Below are 15239 nucleotides of genomic sequence, written 5' to 3' on the forward strand. Positions count from 1 at the left end.
TGTGACTGCTGACCCGCTGGCCGCGCTGATGGAGCTCCCCGGCGTCGGTGACGCCAGCGACCGCGCCCGCGAAGCGCTGGGGCGGGCGCACCGGCATCGGGCCAACCTGCGTGGCTGGCCGGTGACCGCTGCCGAGGCCGCGCTGCGCGGGGCCCGCGCCTCCTCGGTGCTCGACGGTGGTCCCACGCGACTGGAAGATTTGGTGGACGCGTCCGCCGGTGACCCCGTGGTCAATGATCCGGTCTTCGGGGGCGCGCTGCGAGTGGCGCAGGCGCTCGAAGGCGGCGCGGGGCCGTTGGTCAGCGTGTGGCAGAAGGCGCCGTTGCAGGCGCTGGCGCGTCTGCACATGCTGGCCGCCGCTGACCTGGCGGCCGACGGCGGGTTGGGCCGCCCGCGCGCCGACGCGGGCATCGGGCCTCGTCTGGAACTGCTTGCGGATCTGGTGACACGACCGACGCGAGCGTCGGCGCCCGTTATCGCCGCGGTCGCCCATGGAGAGCTGTTGACGCTGAGGCTGTTTGGCACCGCCGACGGCGTCGTCGCCCGCGGGGTGTCGCGGCTGGTGACCATTGCGACCGGACTGGATCCGCACGGACTCGGGGTGCCCGAGGTGAGTTGGATGCGACAGCCCGTTGGCTACCGCGATGCCGCGGATCGATTCGCCGAGGGCACGCCCGCCGGGCTGGCGGCCTGGTTGGTGCTGTGTTGCCGAGCGATGGAGGCCGGGGCACAGGAAGCTCTGGCGATCGCAAACTCGGTGCCGCGTAGCTAGCCGTTGATAGCTGGCGCCCCGCATTTGCGCCGCAATTGCACCGAAATAGGAATTGTTCCAGAAATGCAATGCGGGCGGCGACCGAAAGGATTTTCGAATCGCCGCCCGCCAACACGGATCTCGGTTACCAAGCGTGCATTTGTGGGCTGCGTGGGTTGGCCTCGGCGTTTTTGCGATCCTTCTGGCTGCAGCCCCACCCAAAGGGCCGCCGGCACCATCTGAATTTCGCAATTACGCAGGCCCGCAACACTTCTGCCATTATCGCGGCTATGACTCCGCGTGGGTTCCGGGGGCCGTGCTGGGTGCCCGGGTCGGGAGGACGAACCTTCTCTTCCGGTTCGACCTTGGCTTCACCGGGCTGCCGTGACTCCATTTCTACTACTGGAGCCTGGGCGCAGCAAGGCCTAATTCATGAAAGTTCTGCAACGACTTATTTTTCGGGCGCGCAAAACGTTTGCTCGAGAGGTAGCTGCTGGCGCCGGGACGTCGGTGCTAGAAAGCGAAGCGGCGCAGCAACAGGTAGCTGACCGCTCCGGCGGCCAGTGCGCTGATTCCGACCGCGGCGCTAGTGGCGATCGCGGCGCCCGACGGTGCCGGGATGCGATCACGCAAAGACACTGGGCGAGAGAAGGACAACACCGGCCAACCCCGCTCCATGGCTTCCCTGCGCAAGCCGCGGTCGGGGTTGACCACCGAGGGGTGGCCGACGGCCTCGAGCATGGGCAGATCGGTGATCGAGTCGGAGTAGGCGTAGCAGTGTTCCAGCGGATAGCCCTCACGGGCGGCCAGCTCGCGAATCGCCTGAACCTTGCCTTCGCCGTAGCAATAGAAGGCGACCTCGCCGGTGTACTTACCGGCCGCCACGACCATCCGGGTCGCCATTGCGTGGGTGGCGCCCAACGCGCGGGCGATCGGGCCCACAATCTCCTCGCCGGAGGCGGAGACCACCACGACGTCACGTCCACACAGTTTGTGGCCGGCTATGAGGTCTGCGGCTTCGGCGAAAACCAGCGGCGTCACGATGTCGTGCAGCGTCTCGTTGACTATCGACTTCACCTGTTCCGCGTCCCAGCCGGTGCACATGTTGGTCATGTGGGTGCGCATCCGGTCCATCTGGTCATGGTCGGCGCCGGAAAGCAGAAAGATGAACTGCGCATAGCTGGATTTGAGCACGGCTCGTCGGTTCATCAGGCCCTGCGCGAAGAAAGGTTTGCTGAACGCCAGCGTGCTGGATTTGGCGATGATCGTCTTGTCCAGGTCGAAAAACGCCGCGGTGCGGGCGCGCGCAGGAGGCTTTTCCGGTGACTGCGGTGAGTCTTGCTGCTGCGCGGCCGGGTCGGAGACGGTCACCAGACCAGCATAGGTGTGCGGTCTGTCGAGCCGTGATCGCGCCGTCCGCGACGGCGATTGACAATGAATGTTGTCGACGTGTTGCCCTTATTTGTACGGCTCAAGCCGCATTTTTCGATTTGCACCGATACTTGCGTTAATCCAGTCTGGCATGTGTATAGTAAGCATTACTCGGCCACGAGCCGAGGGTGCATCAGTCCGACCCCCCGGGGCTGAAGCACGACGACTTCCGCCTCCCCCCCTGGCGGGGGTCGTCCCTTTTGTGGTGTAAAAAATTTTCGCCTCCGTCACTCCAACGCCTTGCGGCACCCGTTTTGGCGCTCTCTGGGGAGTTGCGGAGATTCTCGAAGTGCTGGTGGTCCGGGCCGGCTCGGAGCCGGGCGGCCCGCTCGATTGTGCACAGCTGCGTCTCTTTCCACAAATTCGCGATTGACCCTGGTGGGCACGGGCGCTCGGCCGGCACGGTAGCTGAGTGACCAAGCCACTTCATCCCGCGACCGACAGCGCCGGCGTGTTGGCGATGCTTGTCGACCCGAAGCTGCGTGACGAGCTGGATCGAGTCGCCGCGGCCGTGGGCGTTCGGATCGTCCATGGCGACGGTCGCAAACCGGTGACGTGAAAGGCGTGGTCGGCCGCTGGCGCCGTGGTGCTCGATCCCGCGGCAGCGCGGGGTTTGAGCCAAGCCGCCTTGCCCCGGCGCGCCCACGTCTGCCTGCTGACCGGAGCTGAGGCCGGGACCGATACCTGGGCGACCGCCGTCGCGATCGGCGCCGGCGCCGTGTTGCAGATGCCCGAACAAGAGGGTGAATTGATCCGCGAACTCGCCGAAGCGGTCGAGGCAGCGCGGGACGAGGGTCGTGGCGGCGAGGTCGGCCAGGTGATTGCCGTCATCGGAGGCAGTGGCGGAGCGGGGGTTTCGTTGTTCGCGGCCGCCCTGGCCCAAAGTGCCGCCGATGCTCTGCTGGTTGACCTGGACCCCTGGGGTGGGGGCATCGATCTGCTGATGGGTTGCGAAAACCTCCCCGGCCTACGCTGGCCGGACCTGTCCTTGCAGGGCGGACGGTTGGCCTGGTTGGCCGTGCGCGATGGCCTGCCGCGGCACCGGGGGATAAGCCTGCTGTCGGGTACCCGGCGCGGCCAGGAGTTGGATTGCGGTGCGGTTGGCGCGCTCATCGACGCCGGTCGCCGCGGTGCAGTGACCGTGGTCTGTGATCTTCCCCGACGGCTGACCGACGCCGTGCAGGTCGCACTGGACCGCGCCGATCTCGTCGTGCTGGTCTGTCCCTGCGACGTACGCTCCTGCGCTGCCACCGCAACGATCGTTCCGGTGCTCGCCACGATCAATCCCAACCTGGGACTGGTGGTGCGCGGGCCGTCGCCGGGCGGGTTGCGGGCGGCGGAGGTGGCCGATATTGCCGGGGTGCCTTTGCTTGCATCGATGCGAGTGCAGCCTCGGCTGGTCGAGCAACTCGAACACGGCGGACTGCGATTGCGGAGGCGATCGCCGCTGGCCGCCGCGGCCCGCCGGGTGCTCGCGCTACTGCCGAATTCGACGGCGGTACCGGGCGGTCGGGCCGCATGAACGGACCACTGATCGAACGTGTCCGTGAGCGGCTGACGGCCGAACCCGGGCCGCTGAGACCCAGCGTGGTGGCGGCGGCGATCCGCGCCGAGTCTGGCGGGATGCTTGGCGACACGGAGGTGCTCGCCAATCTTCGGGTGCTGCAGACCGAGATGACCGGTGCCGGCATTCTCGAGCCTCTGTTGTGTGCCGACGGCACCACGGACGTCCTTGTCACCGCGCCCGACGCGGTGTGGGTTGACGATGGAAACGGGCTGCGCCGCAGCGAGGTTCGATTCGCCGACGAGGCGGCGGTGCGGCGGCTGGCGCAACGGCTGGCGTTGGCGGCGGGACGCCGGCTCGATGACGCGCAACCCTGGGTGGACGGACATCTCGGTGGGATCGGTACCGGTGGACTGACGGTGCGGCTGCACGCCGTGCTGCCACCGGTGGCCGCCGCCGGCACCTGCCTGTCGCTGCGCGTGCTGTGGCCCACCACAGTGGATCTGGCGGCGCTCATCGCCTCCGGCGCGATCGCCGAGCAAGCCGCCGAGCTGGTCGGTGAAATCCTTGCCGCGCGTCTGGCATTCCTGGTGTGCGGGGGTACCGGTGCCGGAAAGACGACCCTGCTCGCCGCGATGTTGGGAGCCGTCGCCGGCTTGGAGCGGATCGTGTGCGTCGAAGACGCTGCGGAGTTGGCTCCGAGGCACCCACACCTGGTCAAACTGGTGGCCCGCTGCGCGAATGTCGAAGGCGCCGGCGAAGTCACGCTGCGCCAACTCGTCCGCCAGGCGCTGCGGATGCGGCCCGACCGCATCGTCGTCGGCGAGGTTCGGGGAGCCGAAGTGGTGGACCTGCTCGCGACGCTGAACACCGGACACGAGGGCGGCGCGGGCACCGTGCACGCCAACAGCCCCGGTGAGGTTCCGGCTCGGCTGGAGGCGCTGGGCGCCCTGGGGGGCTTGGACCGCGCGGCGCTGCACAGCCAGCTTGCCGCGGCGGTGCAGGTGCTGCTGCACGTCACCCGCGATCAGGGCGGGCGGCGCCGGCTCAGCGAGATTGCCGTTCTACACAGGGCCGAAGACGGTCTCGTTGCGGCGGTGACCGCGTGGCACGCGGACCGGGGCATGGCGCAAGACGGCGGCGCCGTGTTGCGCGGCCTGCTCAGCGGGCGGGGGACGCCATGACCGGTCTGGTGCCGGCCGCGCTGATGGTTGCGGCCGCGATCGCCGTGCTGTCGGTTCCGGTGCGGCGCCGGATCACCGTCAACGATGTTCGTGGGCACTCGAATTGGCTATCCGCAACGCGATGGCTCGGCTGTCTGCTCGCCTGCGCGCTGGCGGGCGCCGTCCTGGTGATGCCACTGACAACCGTGCTTGCGGTCGCGGTGGGGGCGGGCACCGCGAGCCGGCGTCGTCGCCGGCGCCTGGTCCGTGTCCGCGGCGTGCGGGAGGGGCGGGCGTTGGAGGCGGCACTCGAGATTTTGGTCGGTGAGCTGCGCGTGGGTGCCCATCCGGTGCGCGCATTCGGCGTCGCCGCCGACGAAACCGATGGTCCGGTGGCTGCGGCCATGCGTGGTGTGGCGGCACACGCCCGATTGGGTGCTGACGTCACCGGTGGCCTGCGTGCGGCCGACCGGCGGTCGGCCCTGCCCTCGCATTGGGAACGACTGGCCGTGTACTGGCAATTGGCCAGTGACCACGGTCTGGCCATCGCCACCCTGATGCGGGCCGCCCAACGTGATGTCGCGCAACGTCAACGATTTTCGGCAAACGTTTCGGCGGGACTGGCCGGCGCCCGCGCCAGCGCGGGCATTCTGGCTGGGCTGCCGGTACTCGGGGTGGTGCTGGGGCAGCTCATCGGAGCCCAGCCGTTGGCCTTCTTGCTCGGCGGGCATCTGGGCGGCTGGCTGCTGGTGGTCGGCCTGGCCCTGGTGGCCGGTGGTCTGTGGTGGTCGGACCGGATCACCGACCGGGTGATGCCATGAGCAGGCCCCGATTGGCGGCGCGCTCATGAGCATTGCCGCAATCTTGTTGGCCATGGCGCTATCGGTCGGGGGCCGGCGCGCGGCGGTGTGGGCACGGCCCAGGACGCCGTCGCACCCGGGTGCGCTTGGGGTGGAACAGCCAACCCGGCCAGCGCGTGGTGAGCATCCGCTGGCGTTCGCATCGTGCCTGGATGTGTTCGCCGTTTGTCTGGCCTCGGGCATGGCGGTGTCGGCCGCCGCCGCGGCGACCGCCCGATCGGCGCCATCGGGGCTCGCGCGGGTGCTGTCGCGCGCCGCCGAGTTGCTGGTGTTGGGCGCCGACCCGTCCGTAGCCTGGTCGGCCCCGCCGGAGTTGCCGCTGAGTTCGGTCGACGGCCACGTAGATGCGTTGCTGCGCTTGGCGCGGCGCTCGGCTTGCTCCGGCGCCGCACTCTCCGATGCTGTCGGCGAACTGGCCGCGCAGTCACGCCACGATGCGACGCACGCGGCCACGGCGGCCGCCGAACGTGCCGGTGTGCTCATTGCCGGTCCCCTCGGGCTGTGTTTTCTACCGGCCTTCGTGTGTCTGGGCATTGTTCCGGTGCTGGCCGGGTTGGCCGCCAAGGTGCTGAATTCCGGTCTGCTGTGACTATCCGGGGAAGGGAATATATTGATGAACAACATTTTTCGGGTGATGCTGGCTCGCCTGACCCTGCTGGCGACCGACGACTCGGGCATGTCCACCGTCGAATATGCTTTGGGCACAATCGCAGCGGCCGCGTTCGGGGCCATCCTGTACACGGTTGTGACCGGAGATTCGGTCGTGTCCGCGTTGACCCGCATCATCACCAGGGCGCTGAGCACCAAGGTCTAGGTACCGATGCCGGGTTCAGCAGTGTTGAAGCGGCCCTGGCGATCGCCTCGCTGGTCGTGGTGCTGGCGCTGTGTCTGGCCGGGATCTGTGCGTTGTCAATGCAATTGCGCTGCGTGGATGCCGCTCGCGAGGCGGCCCGGTTGGCCGCGCGTGGCGACACTGGCACGGCCCTGCAGGTCGCTCGAGCGATTGCGCCGCCGGCCGCGCGGGTTCGGCTGCGAAGAGACGGTGAGCTGGTGCTCGTCTCGGTGGTTGCACGTTCAAAGCTATTGCCGGAATTGGCTATATCCGTTGAGGCGGTCGCCGTCGCAGAGCCGGGATGACCGCGGTTCGGCTACCTTGCTCGCGGCCTCGATGATTGCCGTCTTGCTGTGCATTGCCGGCACCGGTGTGTACCTGGGTGCGGCGATGGTGGCCCGGCACCGGGCTCAGACGTCGGCGGATCTTGCCGCACTGGCCGGCGCGGCACGGCTAAGCTCCGGTGCGGCGCAGGCCTGCGCGCGTGCAGCGGCGGTGGCCCGGGCGATGCGGGTCGGTGACGTCGGATGTGTGGTGCGTGAGCTTGACGTGGTCGTCACGGTCGAGGTGCCGATCGGCTTTGCGGGCGCCGCGCGCGCGGTTGCCAGGGCCGGGCCGATCGATACGCCAGAGCGGGCCCACTCAATTCATCGACAGTGAAATCGGGTCTACTCTGCGGCCGCCGGAAGGCCGGCCTCGGCGAGTTCTTCCTCGCTGGGCAATCGCAGCGAAATCAGTCCGGCGAACGTCTCCGGTTCGAGTTCGATTCGGTTGACCGTGACGTGGACCGGCACCCATTCGTCAGCACCGCGCCCGGGTAGCCGTAGCACCGCGCTGGCCGCCCCTTTCGCGAATTTATCTGTCATGGAAGCGATCACAGGCCTGTCGTCGGGATGAACCCGCGGCCCGTCTTCCTCGCTTCGCCTCCAGTCGTAGAAGGAGCACGGCTCATCGAGCCACTTGAGCAGCGACCAATTGTTCAGGTCAACCAGTGCGCGGTGAACTCCGACTTGCGCAAGTCCGTTCAGTATCCGCCGGGCCAGATCGTCGATCGGCACCACCGGTTCCTTCTGCTCGGCCCGCCAATTGATCGCTCGTGCGACCAGGTGTTCACGGCCGTCTGGGCCCTCTTCCAGGGCGCTGCGTACGGCAAATCCGATTCGGATCGGCTTCCCGCGCCAGTCGTTTAGATCCCATGTGCTGCACAAAGTTTGACCTGGCTCCGGTTTGACGACCATGGCCAGGAACTTGGTCTCGTTCGGGTTGAGCTCCCGGGACGGCAGATCTTCGGCGAAGGCCCGGCCGTAGGTGACTTCGAGGTCCGGATTCTTGCCGCTGTTGGCCAACGACTCCCGGGTGTCGGTTGCCACTCCCAGGGTCAGATTCCACTTGAGGGGGCCTGGCGTTGGCCGTTCGGGCGGCTCCTCGTTGGCGGGACCGGTCCACACATGCACACCATGAATGCGGCCGTCTGACATCACGACTGGTTCGGTGCGGATCACCCGGTCGCTCTTGGGAGTGATGCTGTTCAGGCTCTGCCCAGTCTGTAGCGATTCGGCGATCGCGGTGCGAACTGCGGAAAGGTAGGGGCTGCGGCGCAGGAACTTGGTGATCGGAACGAGACTTTTGAGTTGACGCCCCTGCGCGACCACCGCGGGTTCGTCCCCCAGGGTCTCCACGAGCAGCCAGTCGTGGGTCATAGGCGCAGTCTACTGTTCGCTAGAGGCGGCCACGAGTCGGTGGGTATCCAACGATATTGGAATCCCGTTGCCGCACAGCGCATACCTGCCGACATATCCGGGCAAACGCCACCACGCTGTCCCGGTTGCCCCCGGGCGTGCCCAGCCGGCCTTTGACCAGCGCGAAACTGCAACGTATGCCGCTACCCGGCAATGCAACTCGCCGATGCTGAGCGGCTCGTTGGCCGCGGCGCCGCACGGCCGCAGCGAAGGAAGCCGCTACGCGTGGTGATTTGCGCGCCTAGTGACATCCGGGTAGTTTTCTGCTGCACCCGCACCGTCGGGGGTGTGAGCGGATTGTGTGAGTCCAGCCGTTCGCTGCACGGGATGATGGCTCATCATCCAGATCGGTGGAGGTCGACCGTCGAGGGGTCGGTCGCCGTCCGCCGGGTGTGCAAGATGACTCGCGAACAGCCGGTATGCCAGTCCTGCGTGGCCGGGCCCCGGTGTTCCTAGAGTAAATCGTCACCCACTTGCGACAGCACCAGTCGCAGTACCTGCATGGCGCCCGCCTTGTCGAGGGGATCGTTGCCGTTACCGCATTTGGGGGACTGCACGCAGGACGGGCATCCGCTCGGGCATTCGCAGGCCTCGATCGCCGACGCAGTGGCTCCCAGCCAGGTGCGCGCCCGTCGAAAGCCGCGTTCGGCGAATCCCGCCCCACCCGGATAGCCGTCATAGACGAAGACACTGGGCAGTCCTTCGGGCCCGATAGCGGTGGAAATGCCGCCGATGTCGCCGCGGTCGCAGCTGGCCACCAGTGGCAGCAGCCCGATCGCCGCATGCTCGGCGGCGTGCAGCGAACCGGGAATCCGGACGGCGTCGACACCATTTCGCAACAGCTCTTCTGCGGCGATGGTGTACATGACCGCGGTCGTGGGCAGCACGTGTTCGGGCATATCCAGCTCGACGAAATCGATCACCTCACCGGAAAGCTGGCGCCGTAGGTAGCCCACCACCTGGTGGGTGACGGTCACCGGCACCAAGCCGACGGTGACGGGCCCGAACTCCAAGCGCTCACCGGATCCGGTGACCGCGATGTCGGTGAGCTCGCGCGCAAAGGTCGCATAGCCGGGATCGGCGGCGTGGACGAAGGCGAGCCCTTCTTCGGTGTCCAGGGAGTCGACGACGTAGCTTTCGCCCTGATGCAGATAAACGGCACCTGGATGCACCGATGCCGGCGCCTGATCGGCTCCGACGTTGCCCAATAGCCGGCCGGTGTCGGCCTCCACGATGACGACCTGCCCACCGATGGAACCCCGGATGTCCACCGCGGCGTGCGGTTGCACCCCCGGTGCCGGAAAGTACTTGTCGCCGCGCCGGCGCAGCAGACCATCATCGACGAGCGTTTCGACCACCTCGACGGCGCGAAGCTCGTGGACTTCTACCGCATCGAGCGGAAGTTCTGTTGCCGCGCAGAGCAACTGTGGCCCCAGCAAGTAGGGATTGCCGGGATCTATCACCACCCGCTCCACCGGCTTGTCCAGGAGCGCCGCGGGATGGTGCACCAGATACGTGTCGAGCGGATCATCGCGCGCGATCAACACCACCAGCGCACCCTGGCCACGCCGGCCGGACCGCCCCGCCTGCTGCCAGAAGGATGCGACGGTTCCGGGGAATCCGGCCAGCACCACCGCATCCAGCCCGGCGATGTCGACGCCCAACTCCAGCGCATTGGTGGTGGCCAGACCGCGCAGCCGGCCCTCCGTCAATGCGTGTTCGAGACAGTTGCGGTCCTCGGGCAGATAACCGGCCCGATACGACGCCACCGTGTGCGACAACTGGGGCGCAATGTCTTGCAGTCGCGCCTGCGCGCCCAGCGCGGTGAGCTCAGCGGCCCGCCGTGACCGGACGAAGGTCAAGGTCTGCGCTCCCTCGACGATCAGATCGGCCATCACTCGCGCCGCCTCGGTGCCGGCGGAGCGCCGCACCGGGGCGCCGTTTTCGCCGGTCAGGTCGGTCCGCAGCGCGGGTTCCCACAGTGCCACGGTGCGGGCCCCCTGGGGCGACCCATCCTCGGTGACCTCCGCAACCGGCTGGCCGATCAATTCGGCGGCGGTGGCACCCGGTGAGTCCGTCGTCGCGCTGGCGAAGATGACCGTCGGGTGCGCCGAGTAGCGTGCGCACAATCGCAGCAGACGGCGTAGCACCATTGCCACATTCGAGCCGAAAACACCCCGATAGTAATGACATTCGTCGACGATCAGATATCGAAGATTTCGCAACAGGACCGCCCAGCGGGCATGGTTGCGCAATATCGACAGATGGATCATGTCCGGGTTGGAGAACAACCATCGGGAACGCTCGCGGGCAAAGCGGCGCACTTCATCGGAACTGTCGCCGTCATAAGCCGTGGGCGCGACATCCCTAAGTCGTTCAACGTTGGCAACCAGCGCCTGCGCGGTGCGCAACTGGTCGTGGCCCAGCGCTTTGGTCGGCGACAGATATAACACCCGGGCGCGGGGGTCGGCCGCCAGCGCCGCGAGGACGGGAAGTTGATAGGCCAGCGACTTGCCGGACGCCGTACCTGTGCTCACCACCACGTGACGGCCGTCATGGGCCAACTCCGCGGCCGTGGACTGGTGTGACCAGGGGGCGGTGATGCCACGTTGGGTGAAGGTGCGCACGACGTCTGGCTCGGCCCATTGCGGCCAGGCGCTCGGCTGACCCGCACGCGGCGGCAGCTCGGCGACATGGTGTAAAGGATGTTCTCCGGTCGGGGTACCGGCGAGCGCGACGGCAAGCAATTCGCGCCCGAAACTTATCATTTGCAAACCCTTCACAATTCATCGACGACAACGGGCTGTCGCCGACGCCATGAACATGATTGACTAATCGCGGTCGTAGCTTCTGTGTTCGTGTCAAACTTTCGCAGGATCGACGTTGCGGCCGCGGTTCCTGCGAGGTTATCGGTCGGGTGAAGTTCCGGCGACTCTGCGAGGTATGGCGGTCGCGGCTTGGCCCGGGGCACCGAGAGGCGGTGCACCGCACCCAGAAGAAAAGGAAAGATCGAGAGATGCCACAGGGAACTGTGAAGTGGTTCAACGCGGAGAAGGGGTTCGGCTTCATCGCCCCCGAGGATGGCTCCGCGGATGTTTTTGTCCACTACACGGAGATCCAGGGTTCGGGCTTCCGCACCCTTGAAGAGAACCAGAAGGTCGAGTTTGAGATCGGCCACAGCCCTAAGGGCCCCCAGGCCACCGGAGTCCGCTCGGTCTGATCCGAGCAGATTCTGACGAATCCCCCCGACGTGATCCCGCTGAGCGGGTCCGGCGGGGGGTTTTCGTTTCTGCCGTGAGCGCCTTGGTCGCCGCGCCGGACGGGGAGAACCCGCGGACCGGGTTACTGGCCTACTGTCGGTGGCGTGAGTCAGCTGTCCTTCTTTGCCGCGGAGTCGGTGCCGCCCGCGGTCGAGGACCTATCCGGAGTGTTGGCAGCATCCGGCCAGGTCGTGATGGTTGGTGCTGGTGCGCGGCTGTCGGTGGTGGTCGGGGAGTCCTGGCGAGCCGAAGCTCTCGCCGAGATGATGCGGGAGGCGGGCCTGGTGCCTGAGATCACCCACACCGACGAGGACACGCCGCTGGTGCGTACCGCCGTAGACCCCAGATTGCGCGCAATCGCCGCGGAATGGACCCGTGGTGCGGTCAAGACGGTTCCGCCGCGATGGCTGCCAGGTCCGCGAGAGCTGCGCGCCTGGGCGCTGGCCGCCGGCAGTCCCGAGGCGGACCGCTATCTGCTGGGGCTTGATCCGCACGCACCCGATACACATTCGCCGTTGGCGTCGGCTCTGATGCGAGTGGGCATTGCACCCACTTTGATCGGCACCCGAGGGGGCCACCCGGCGCTGCGGATAAGCGGGCGACGAAGGCTATCGCGCCTGGTAGAGAACGTGGGGGAACCCCCGCCCGGTGCCGAAGCGTTGGCTCAATGGCCCCGGGGCTAGGCGCCTGTGGACCCCGGTTTTCCGGGGAGCTGAATTGCAGCCAGTTTGCGCAGGCCCGCCTTAGGGTGCGAAATTGTCTGTTGCCCGCAGGTGGGAATGTCGGGCTATTGGATTTCGCCTGAAATTCAGCAGCCGGCCTGGCACCCTTCTGCAAGGGTGGCCCCGCCAGCGGGGCTGGGATGAGAGATGGAGCGTAACCGCAGTTGGCTGACCCGAAAACGAAGGGCCCTGGAAGCCGTAGCAGCGGCGGAAATGGGAGCGGCCGGCGACTTGTCATAGTCGAGTCGCCCACCAAGGCGCGCAAACTTGCTGGTTACCTGGGGCCCAGGTACATAGTCGAATCCTCGCGTGGCCACATCCGCGACCTGCCGCGGGCCGCCGCGGATGTGCCCGCCAAGTTCAAGTCCGAGCCGTGGGCGCGCCTCGGCGTCAATGTCGACGCGGACTTCGAACCGCTCTACATCATCAGCCCGGAGAAGAAGAGCGCGGTCAGCGAGCTCAAAGAACTGCTCAAAGACGTCGACGAGCTCTACCTGGCCACTGATGGTGACCGCGAGGGCGAGGCGATCGCCTGGCACTTGCTGGAAACCCTCAAACCGCGCGTGCCGGTCAAACGGATGGTCTTCCACGAGATCACCGAACCGGCCATCCTCGAAGCCGCGGAAAACCCCCGTGACCTGGACATGGACCTCGTCGATGCGCAGGAGACCCGGCGCATCCTGGACCGGCTGTACGGCTACGAGGTCAGTCCGGTGCTGTGGAAAAAGGTCGCGCCCAAGCTGTCGGCCGGCCGGGTGCAGTCGGTGGCCACGCGCATGATCGTGCAGCGAGAGCGCGACCGGATGGCGTTCCGCAGCGCGTCCTACTGGGACATCGTCGCCACGCTGGACGCCAGCGTGTCCGACCTGAAGGCCGCGCCGCCCACCTTTGTCGCCCGACTGACCAGTGTGGACGGCTTGCGGGTGGCCACCGGTCGCGATTTCGACTCGCTGGGCACGTTGCGCAAGGCCGACGAGGTCACCGTGCTCGACGAGGCCCGTGCGGCCGCGCTGGCCACCGGCCTACACGGCGCGCAGCTGAGCGTGGCCTCGGTCGAGGAAAAGCCCTACAGCCGCCGTCCGTACCCACCGTTTATGACCTCGACGCTGCAGCAGGAGGCCGGCCGCAAGTTGCGGTTTTCCGGTGAGCGGACGATGAGCATCGCTCAGCGGCTCTACGAAAACGGTTACATCACCTACATGCGAACCGACTCGACGACCCTGTCGGAGTCGGCGATAAACGCCGCGCGCACCCAGGCGCGCCAGCTCTACGGCGAAGAGTATGTGGCATCATCTCCGCGCCAGTACACCCGCAAGGTGAAGAACGCGCAGGAGGCGCACGAGGCCATCCGCCCCGCGGGTGAGACGTTCGCAACCCCCGACGCCGTGCGTCGTGAACTCGACGGCGACGAATTCCGGCTCTACGAGCTGATCTGGCAGCGCACGGTGGCCTCCCAGATGGCGGATGCCCGCGGCACCACGCTGAGCCTGCGGATCGGTGGTAGCGCGGGTGAGCAGCAGGTGGTGTTCTCGGCGAGCGGTCGCACCCTGACCTTCCCCGGGTTCCTCAAGGCCTACGTGGAGACGGTGGACGAACTGGTCGGTGGCGAGGCCGATGACGCCGAGCGGCGCCTGCCGAATCTGACGCCGGGCCAGCGGCTCGACGCGGTCGAGCTGACCCCGGACGGGCACACCACCAACCCGCCCGCCCGCTACACCGAGGCCTCGCTGGTCAAGGCCTTCGAGGAGCTGGGAATCGGACGCCCGTCCACCTACACCCCGATCATCAAGACGATCCAGGACCGCGGCTACGTACACAAGAAGGGCAGCGCCCTGGTGCCGTCGTGGGTGGCGTTCGCGGTCACCGGATTGTTGGAGCAACATTTCGGGCACCTCGTCGACTACGGCTTCACCGCGGCGATGGAAGACGAGCTCGATGCCATCGCATCTGGTCAGGAGCGGCGCACCGACTGGCTCAACAACTTCTACTTCGGTGGCGACCACGGCGTGTCTGATTCGGTGGCGCGCGCCGGGGGGCTCAAGAAGCTCGTCGGTGTCAACCTCGAAGGCATTGATGCGCGAGAAGTCAACTCCATCAAGCTGTTTGACGATGATCAGGGGCGTCCCATCTACGTTCGGGTGGGCAAGAACGGTCCCTACCTGGAACGCACCATAACCGGCGAAGACGGTGAGCCGACCCCGCAGCGCGCCAACCTCAATGACTCGCTGACACCCGACGAGCTGACCCTGGTGCTGGCCGAAGAGCTATTCGCCACGCCGCAGGAAGGCCGCGTGCTGGGCATCGACCCGGAATCCGGCCACGAGATCGTCGCCAAGGACGGGCGCTACGGGCCGTATGTGACCGAGATTCTTCCCGAACCTCCCGCACCCGAAGCCGGGACCGAGGCCCCCGCCAAGAAGAGCAAGAAGGCCACCGGGCCCAAACCCCGCACCGGTTCGCTGCTGCGCAGCATGGACCTGCAGACGATCACCCTCGAGGACGCGCTCAAGCTGCTCTCGCTGCCGCGCGTGGTGGGCACGGATCCCGCTTCCGGCGAAGAGATCACCGCGCAGAACGGGCGCTATGGGCCATATCTGAAGCGCGGCACCGATTCTCGCTCGCTGGCCACCGAAGACCAGATTTTCTCCATCGCCCTTGACGAAGCGCTCAAGATCTACGCCGAACCCAAGCGTTCTGGTCGGCAGAGCGCTTCGGCTCCGCCGCTTCGTGAGCTGGGGACCGATGCCGCGTCGGGCAAGCCGATGGTGATCAAGGACGGGCGGTTCGGTCCGTATGTCACCGACGGTGAAACCAACGCCAGTCTGCGCAAGGGCGACGAGGTCGCGTCGATTACCGACGAGCGGGCCTCGGAATTGCTGGCTGACCGCCGGGCCCGAGGGCCGGTGAAGCGAGCCGCCACGAAGACCACCCGCAAGTCGCCGGCGAAAAAGGCCGTCAAACGCGCGTGACCGGGGCC

General features: G+C 67.0%; 13 protein-coding genes and 1 pseudogene. 11 read left to right on the forward strand and 3 right to left on the reverse strand.

The genetic code is table 11. From position 1 onward, the window contains the following. Nucleotide 1 precedes the first annotated feature (1 nt). Nucleotides 2-772: an oxidoreductase gene (locus tag G6N41_RS04980; protein ID WP_198966767.1), complete on the forward strand. Its 771-nt coding sequence runs from the start codon at nt 2-4 to the stop codon at nt 770-772. Between the two features lie 492 nt (nt 773-1264). Here G6N41_RS04980 and G6N41_RS04985 read toward each other — a convergent pair whose 3' ends face one another. Further along, the gene (locus tag G6N41_RS04985; RefSeq protein WP_198966768.1) at nt 1265-2122 is read right to left on the reverse strand and encodes an HAD-IB family hydrolase; all 858 of its coding nucleotides are present in this window, start codon (nt 2120-2122) and stop codon (nt 1265-1267) included. A 520-nt stretch (nt 2123-2642) separates the two neighbouring features. On the opposite strand from G6N41_RS04985, the pseudogene ssd reads away from it, so the two are divergent. The 7 genes and pseudogenes from ssd (at nt 2643) to G6N41_RS05015 (ending at nt 7201) form a co-directional block, all read left to right on the forward strand. Then, nucleotides 2643-3704 (forward strand): annotated as a pseudogene (gene ssd, locus G6N41_RS04990) (septum site-determining protein Ssd). Next, a complete protein-coding gene (locus tag G6N41_RS04995; RefSeq protein WP_198966769.1) occupies nt 3701-4870 on the forward strand; it encodes a TadA family conjugal transfer-associated ATPase in 1170 nt (389 codons plus the stop codon). The pseudogene ssd and the gene G6N41_RS04995 overlap by 4 nt, the downstream one beginning before the upstream one ends. After that, the gene (locus G6N41_RS05000) at nt 4867-5670 is read left to right on the forward strand and encodes a type II secretion system F family protein (RefSeq protein ID WP_198966770.1); all 804 of its coding nucleotides are present in this window, start codon (nt 4867-4869) and stop codon (nt 5668-5670) included. Before G6N41_RS04995 ends, G6N41_RS05000 begins: the two co-directional genes overlap by 4 nt. 25 nt (nt 5671-5695) lie before the next feature. Continuing rightward, nucleotides 5696-6298: a type II secretion system F family protein gene (locus G6N41_RS05005; RefSeq protein WP_198966771.1), complete on the forward strand. Its 603-nt coding sequence runs from the start codon at nt 5696-5698 to the stop codon at nt 6296-6298. A gap of 24 nt (nt 6299-6322) precedes the next feature. Next, nucleotides 6323-6523: a DUF4244 domain-containing protein gene (locus G6N41_RS05010; protein ID WP_011741860.1), complete on the forward strand. Its 201-nt coding sequence runs from the start codon at nt 6323-6325 to the stop codon at nt 6521-6523. 35 nt (nt 6524-6558) lie between these two features. Continuing rightward, nucleotides 6559-6846 (forward strand): TadE family type IV pilus minor pilin, encoded by a 288-nt coding sequence (locus G6N41_RS28010; protein WP_220075384.1) that lies wholly within the window; start codon nt 6559-6561, stop codon nt 6844-6846. A 31-nt stretch (nt 6847-6877) separates the two neighbouring features. Next, nucleotides 6878-7201 (forward strand): Rv3654c family TadE-like protein, encoded by a 324-nt coding sequence (locus G6N41_RS05015; protein ID WP_231608827.1) that lies wholly within the window; start codon nt 6878-6880, stop codon nt 7199-7201. Nucleotides 7202-7209: 8 nt separating this feature from the next. Here the strand turns inward: G6N41_RS05015 and G6N41_RS05020 are convergent, their stop codons facing one another. Both G6N41_RS05020 and G6N41_RS05025 read right to left on the reverse strand, forming a co-directional pair. Beyond that, nucleotides 7210-8241, reverse strand: coding sequence for a PAS domain-containing protein (locus G6N41_RS05020; RefSeq protein WP_198966772.1), 1032 nt, complete (start codon nt 8239-8241; stop codon nt 7210-7212). Between the two features lie 491 nt (nt 8242-8732). After that, complete coding sequence (locus G6N41_RS05025) at nt 8733-11048, reverse strand: DEAD/DEAH box helicase (protein ID WP_020730890.1); 2316 nt, start codon at nt 11046-11048, stop codon at nt 8733-8735. A gap of 248 nt (nt 11049-11296) precedes the next feature. On the opposite strand from G6N41_RS05025, the gene cspA reads away from it, so the two are divergent. The 3 genes from cspA (at nt 11297) to topA (ending at nt 15231) form a co-directional block, all read left to right on the forward strand. Further along, nucleotides 11297-11500, forward strand: coding sequence for a cold shock protein CspA (gene cspA / locus G6N41_RS05030; protein ID WP_007166602.1), 204 nt, complete (start codon nt 11297-11299; stop codon nt 11498-11500). 144 nt (nt 11501-11644) lie between these two features. Beyond that, complete coding sequence (locus tag G6N41_RS05035) at nt 11645-12223, forward strand: hypothetical protein (RefSeq protein WP_011741857.1); 579 nt, start codon at nt 11645-11647, stop codon at nt 12221-12223. 203 nt (nt 12224-12426) lie between these two features. Beyond that, complete coding sequence (gene topA / locus G6N41_RS05040) at nt 12427-15231, forward strand: type I DNA topoisomerase (RefSeq protein ID WP_198966773.1); 2805 nt, start codon at nt 12427-12429, stop codon at nt 15229-15231. Nucleotides 15232-15239 lie beyond the last annotated feature (8 nt).

The sequence above is a fragment of the Mycobacterium shottsii genome (genome assembly GCF_010728525.1).
Lineage (GTDB): Bacteria > Actinomycetota > Actinomycetes > Mycobacteriales > Mycobacteriaceae > Mycobacterium > Mycobacterium marinum.

Bases quoted from the DNA above. Each gene is read 5' to 3' on its own strand.
- G6N41_RS04995 (WP_198966769.1), top strand. From the start codon at position 3,701: ATGAACGGACCACTGATCGAACGTGTCCGTGAGCGGCTGACGGCCGAA.
- G6N41_RS05000 (WP_198966770.1), top strand. From the start codon at position 4,867: ATGACCGGTCTGGTGCCGGCCGCGCTGATGGTTGCGGCCGCGATCGCC.
- G6N41_RS05005 (WP_198966771.1), top strand. From the start codon at position 5,696: ATGAGCATTGCCGCAATCTTGTTGGCCATGGCGCTATCGGTCGGGGGC.
- G6N41_RS05010 (WP_011741860.1), top strand. From the start codon at position 6,323: ATGAACAACATTTTTCGGGTGATGCTGGCTCGCCTGACCCTGCTGGCG.
- G6N41_RS05015 (WP_231608827.1), top strand. From the start codon at position 6,878: ATGATTGCCGTCTTGCTGTGCATTGCCGGCACCGGTGTGTACCTGGGT.
- G6N41_RS05020 (WP_198966772.1), bottom strand. From the start codon at position 8,241: ATGACCCACGACTGGCTGCTCGTGGAGACCCTGGGGGACGAACCCGCG.
- G6N41_RS05025 (WP_020730890.1), bottom strand. From the start codon at position 11,048: ATGATAAGTTTCGGGCGCGAATTGCTTGCCGTCGCGCTCGCCGGTACC.
- cspA (WP_007166602.1), top strand. From the start codon at position 11,297: ATGCCACAGGGAACTGTGAAGTGGTTCAACGCGGAGAAGGGGTTCGGC.